This window comes from Nocardiopsis lucentensis DSM 44048 (assembly GCF_000341125.1).
GTDB lineage: Bacteria > Actinomycetota > Actinomycetes > Streptosporangiales > Streptosporangiaceae > Nocardiopsis > Nocardiopsis lucentensis.
The window spans coordinates 1-5,454 of record NZ_ANBC01000076.1 but is presented as its reverse complement, the minus strand read 5'-3'; the positions used below and the strand labels follow the sequence as shown (position 1 = coordinate 5,454).

Genomic DNA, 5,454 nt, shown 5'->3' with positions numbered 1-5,454 from the left:
GGCCGCGAGCCGGTCGGCGGCGGCCTCCTTCGGGTCCACGCCCGCGAGCACCTCCCGGCCCGCGTCGGTGAGCAGGGCCGAGAAGGCCGACTCGCGCATGGATCCTCCCTCGTTCGACGGTGTGGGCGGTGTGGATCCGGGCACACTTCCGGGGCGCCCCGGCTCCGGTCCGCCGTGCTCCCGGCGCCCCGGCCGTACCCCCGCGTCGTGCGTTCCCGACGGTGGGGGCGCTGACCAGCGGCCCTCGCCACATTTCCATTCTGGCACTCGCAGGGGTAGAGTGCTAACCGCGACGAGGCCGGTCTGGCACCCGCGACGACAGGCCGCCGCGGTCGCCCCTTTTTTCGTAGCCGGTCCGTGCTCGCGCGCGGGCCGATGTCAGGACACCGAAACCTTGAAGGGGGAGGTCACACCGTGTCGACCGCCACCAAGACCGTGCTGAAGCCGCTTGAGGACCGCGTCGTGGTCAAGACCCTGGAGGCCGAGCAGACCACCGCCTCCGGTCTGGTCATCCCGGACACCGCCAAGGAGAAGCCGCAGGAGGGCGAGATCCTGGCCGTGGGCCCCGGCCGCCTCGACGACAAGGGCAACCGCGTCGCCATGGACGTCAACGTCGGCGACGTCGTCCTGTACAGCAAGTACGGCGGCACCGAGGTCAAGTACGACGGTGAGGAGTACCTGGTCCTGTCCGCCCGCGACATCCTCGCGGTCGTCGAGAAGTAGGTCTCGACCGGGGGCTCGCTCCGAGCCCCCGGCCAGCCAGTTCTCCGCATCCCGCACCGGTCGGCATCACGCCGGGCGGGCGGGATGTTCCTTTGCGACCACAAGAGGAAGTACTCACCATGCCGAAGATCCTGGAGTTCGAGGACGACGCCCGCCGCGCCCTCGAGCGGGGCGTCGACAGCCTCGCCAACGCCGTCAAGGTGACGCTCGGCCCGCGCGGCCGCAACGTCGTCATCGACAAGAAGTTCGGCGCTCCGACCATCACCAACGACGGTGTCACCGTCGCCCGTGAGGTCGAGCTGGACGACCCCTACGAGAACCTGGGCGCCCAGCTCGTCAAGGAGGTCGCCACCAAGACCAACGACGCCGCCGGTGACGGCACCACCACCGCCACCGTGCTCGCCCAGGCGCTCGTCCGCGAGGGTCTGCGCAGCGTCGCCGCCGGCGCCTCCCCGATGTCCCTGAAGAAGGGCATCGACGCCGCCGCGGAGAAGGTGTCGCAGATCCTCGTCGAGCGGGCCCGCCCGGTCGAGGAGCGCGCCGACATCGCCTACGTCGCCACCAACTCCGCCCAGGACGCGCAGATCGGCGACCTCATCGCCGAGGCGTTCGACAAGGTCGGCAAGGACGGCGTCATCACGGTGGAGGAGGCCCCGACCTTCGGTCTGGACCTCGACTTCACCGAGGGCCTGCAGTTCGACAAGGGCTACGTCTCGCCCTACTTCGTCACCGACGGCGACCGCCAGGAGGCGGTGCTGGAGGACGTCCGGATCCTCATCAACCAGGGCAAGATCAGCAACCTCAACGATCTGCTGCCGCTGCTGGAGAAGGTCGTCCAGGAGAAGAAGCCGCTGCTCATCATCGCCGAGGACATCGAGGGCGACGCCCTGGGCGCCCTGGTGCTGAACAAGATGCGCGGCATGCTCAACGTCGCCGCGGTCAAGGCGCCCGGCTTCGGTGAGCGCCGCAAGGCCATGCTCCAGGACATCGCGGTGCTGACCGGCGGCCAGGTCATCGCCGAGGAGGTCGGCCTGACCCTGGAGAACGCCGACCTGGACGCCCTGGGCACCGCCCGCCGCGTCACCATCACCAAGGACGCCACCACGATCGTGGACGGCGCCGGGTCGCAGGGCGAGGTCGAGGACCGCGTCCGCCAGATCCGCAAGGAGATCGAGGCCAGCGACTCCGACTGGGACCGCGAGAAGCTCCAGGAGCGCCTGGCCAAGCTCGCGGGCGGCGTGTCGGTCCTGCGCGTCGGCGCGGCCACCGAGGTGGAGCTCAAGGAGAAGAAGCACCGCCTCGAGGACGCCATCTCGGCGACCCGCGCGGCCATCGAGGAGGGCATCGTCGCCGGTGGCGGAGCCTCCCTGGTGCACGCGGCCAAGGCCCTGGACGACCTGGGCCTGACCGGTGACGAGGCCACCGGTGTGGCGATCGTCCGCCGCGCCCTGGTCGAGCCCGCCCGGTGGATCGCGGAGAACGCGGGCGCCGAGGGCTACGTGGTCACGCACCGCGTCTCCGAGCTGGAGGTCGGCCACGGCTACAACGCCGCCACCGACACCTACGGCGACCTGACCGCCGAGGGCATCCTCGACCCGGTCAAGGTCTCCCGTTCCGCCGTCCAGAACGCCGCGTCCATCGCGGGCATGCTCCTGACCACCGAGGCGCTGGTCGTGGACAAGCCCGAGGAGGAGGACGAGGGCGGCCACGGCCACGGGCACGGCCACTAGGAGTCGGCCACCGGAGCACCGGTTTCCGGGGTACCTCGTCCGGGGGTGGGGCGCGTCGCCGTCCCACCCCCGTTCACTACCACGGTATTCCCGTTTCGCCCCATAAAAAATGTGGTGCTTTCGGGCGTTTTTTCCAAAACGTGACCATTCCGTAGTTGTCCATTGGAGCGGTTGGGTCCCGGGTTGGGGGCATCATTCGTTACGTGACGGATGCAGGCGCCCGGGGGGGCGTTACCGCGCGGCCGGGAACGCACCGGGACGGAACGCACCAGGATGCGGACCCGGAGACGCGCGACACGGGTTTGAACCATCTGGGGTCACTCGCGGTCCAGGGGGACGACGGGGCCATGGACTCGCTGCTGCGTGAGGTCCGACCCATGGTGGTCCGGTACTGTCGTGCCCGCCTGGCACGGGTCTCCGGTCTGGCCCACTACTCCGACGACGTGGCGCAGGAGGTGTGCATCGCCCTGCTCACGGCCATTCCCCGCTACCAGGACCGGGGGCGGCCCTTCGCGGCCCTGGTGTTCGGTATCGCGGCGCACAAGGTGGCCGACACCCTGCGGGTCGCGGGGCGCGTGGAACTGGTGCCCGCGGACACCGTCCCGGAGCCGCCCGACGACGGGCCGGGCCCCGAGGAGGCGGCGGTCCGGGTGATCGAGGCCCAGCGGGCGAGGGAGCTCCTCGACGAGCTCCCGGAGAGACAACGGAGATTGCTGGTCATGCGGGTGATCGGCGGTCTGACGGCGGATGAGACGGGACATGTACTTGGAATGTCGGCGGGAGCGGTACGGGTTGCCCAGCACCGAGCTATTGCTCGGCTTCGGCAGGTGGCCCTGGCGAACAGACTCCTCCCGTGAGCACGGCCGCAAACGACGCTCCCGTCCCGTCTGTCCCCGCCGCCCCACCGCACCGCACGGTTACTGCGCCCATCCGGTGACCCGGCGCGGCCGCCTGCGTTGACGCCGGTCGACACCGCTTCGGGAGCACCCGTGCGGGTGTGACCGAGGGTGACGCCCGCCCCGATCTCAAACGGTGAGACTGGTCACTTTCCGGCCGTGGTTGCGGGGCGAACGCTCCTTTCCTCGTGAGGCGCACGCGGCCACGCTCTAGGATGAGGTGACACGCGGGGGCGAATCCGCGCAGGTGTGCCGGGATTGCGGAGGTTGTGTCATGAGCGACGAGTACAGCGACTACGGGGACAAACTCCTGCCCCCCGGACTGACCTACGACGACGTGCTCCTCGTCCCGGCCTACTCCGACCTGCAGCCCGGGGAGGTGGACACCACCACCCAGCTCTCCCGCAACATCGAACTGAGCATCCCGCTGCTGTCGGCCGCGATGGACACCGTCACCGAGGCGCGCATGGCCGTGGCCATGGCCCGCCAGGGCGGCGCGGGCGTCTTGCACCGCAACCTGTCGGCGGAGGACCAGGCCAGCCAGGTCGACCTGGTCAAGCGCTCCGAGGCGGGCATGGTCACCGACCCGGTCACGTGTCACCCCGACGACACCCTCGCCGAGGTCGAGCGCCTGTGCGCCCACTACCGCATCTCCGGTGTCCCGGTCACGGACCCCGACGGGTCCCTCGTCGGCATCGTCACCAACCGGGACATGCGTTTCGAGAGCGACCGCTCCCGCCTGGTCCGCGACGTGATGACCACGGGCGAGCTGGTCACCGCTCCCGTCGGTGTCTCCCGTGAGCAGGCCTTCGACCTCCTGCGCAGGCACAAGGTCGAGAAGCTGCCGCTCGTCGACGGCAAGAACCGCCTGCGCGGCCTGATCACCGTCAAGGACTTCATCAAGAGCGAGCAGTTCCCCGACGCCACCAAGGACGCCGACGGCCGCCTCGTCGTCGGCGGCGCCGTCGGTGTCGGCGCCGAGGCCGAGGAGCGCGCGAAGCTGCTGGTCGAGGCCGGGGTCGACTTCGTCGTCGTGGACACCGCGCACGGCCACTCCTCGGGCCTGGCCGACATGGTCGCCAAGCTCAAGGCCAACTCCCGCGCCGACGTCGTGGCGGGCAACGTCGCCACCCGCGCCGGGGCCCAGCTGCTCGTGGACGCGGGCGCCGACGCCGTCAAAGTCGGTGTCGGGCCCGGCTCCATCTGCACCACACGCGTGGTCGCCGGTGTGGGCGCGCCCCAGCTCACCGCCATCCTGGAGGCCGCCAAGGCGTGCGGCCCCGCGAACGTCCCGCTCATCGCCGACGGCGGGCTCCAGTACTCCGGTGAGATCGCCAAGGCGATCGTGGCCGGGGCCAGCACGGTCATGCTCGGCAGCCTCCTGGCCGGCGTCGAGGAGAGCCCGGGCGAGCTGATCTTCATCAACGGCAAGCAGTTCAAGGCCTACCGGGGCATGGGCTCCCTGGGGGCCATGCGCGGCCGCTCCTTCTCCAAGGACCGCTACGCGCAGGCCGAGGTCGCCGCCGAGGACAAGCTCATCCCCGAGGGCATCGAGGGCCAGGTGCCCTTCCGCGGCCCGCTCCAGGCGGTCGCGCACCAGCTCGTCGGCGGCCTGCACCAGTCCATGTGGTACGCGGGCTCGCGCACCGTCGCCGAACTGCGCGAGCGCGGTCAGCTGATGCGCATCACCAGCGCCGGTCTGCGGGAGAGCCACCCGCACGACATCAAGATGACCGTCGAGGCGCCCAACTACAACACGCGCTGACCCGAGGCGGTCCGACCTCGCACGCCCGGTGGCGCCACCCGCCACCGGGCGTCGTCGTGTCCGGGGTGGCTCCCGGCCTCCACCCCCGGCGCCGGACGGCCACCGGACTCACACCGCCATCACCCCGCGCGCCGCGACCCGCGGCCCTCCGGACGCGTCGTAGCGCTCCCAGGCGGCGGCGATCCTGCGGACCGCGACGGAGAGCGTCGGCTCGGGGGCGAGGAACGGCAGCCGGAGCCAGGGCGAGGCCCCGCCCCCGGGCGACAGCGTGGCGCCCGGCAGCAACGCGACCCCGTGCCGGAGCGCCACCTGCGCGAACGAGGCCGAGTCGCCGTGCGGC

4 protein-coding genes and 1 pseudogene are annotated in these 5,454 nt (G+C 71.0%); 4 read left to right on the top strand and 1 reads right to left on the bottom strand.

The window, feature by feature from the left end; all coding sequences use genetic code 11:
* The first annotated feature begins 414 nt into the window (after positions 1 to 414).
* The 4 genes from groES to guaB all read left to right on the top strand — a co-directional run bounded on the left by groES (position 415) and on the right by guaB (position 5,114).
* Positions 415 to 723, top strand: a complete 309-nt coding sequence (gene groES, locus D471_RS0102275) for a co-chaperone GroES (protein ID WP_017597127.1) — start codon at positions 415 to 417, stop codon at positions 721 to 723.
* 119 nt (positions 724 to 842) lie between these two features.
* The gene (groL, locus tag D471_RS0102270; protein WP_017597126.1) at positions 843 to 2,453 is read left to right on the top strand and encodes a chaperonin GroEL; all 1,611 of its coding nucleotides are present in this window, start codon (positions 843 to 845) and stop codon (positions 2,451 to 2,453) included.
* Between the two features lie 203 nt (positions 2,454 to 2,656).
* On the top strand, positions 2,657 to 3,310 hold the full coding sequence (gene shbA / locus D471_RS0102265; protein WP_394296839.1) for an RNA polymerase sigma factor ShbA: 654 nt from the start codon (positions 2,657 to 2,659) through the stop codon (positions 3,308 to 3,310).
* A 313-nt stretch (positions 3,311 to 3,623) separates the two neighbouring features.
* A complete protein-coding gene (guaB, locus tag D471_RS0102260; protein WP_017597124.1) occupies positions 3,624 to 5,114 on the top strand; it encodes an IMP dehydrogenase in 1,491 nt (496 codons plus the stop codon).
* Between the two features lie 108 nt (positions 5,115 to 5,222).
* Here the strand turns inward: guaB and D471_RS32665 are convergent.
* Positions 5,223 to 5,454 (bottom strand): annotated as a pseudogene (locus D471_RS32665) (PLP-dependent aminotransferase family protein); the annotation flags it as partial.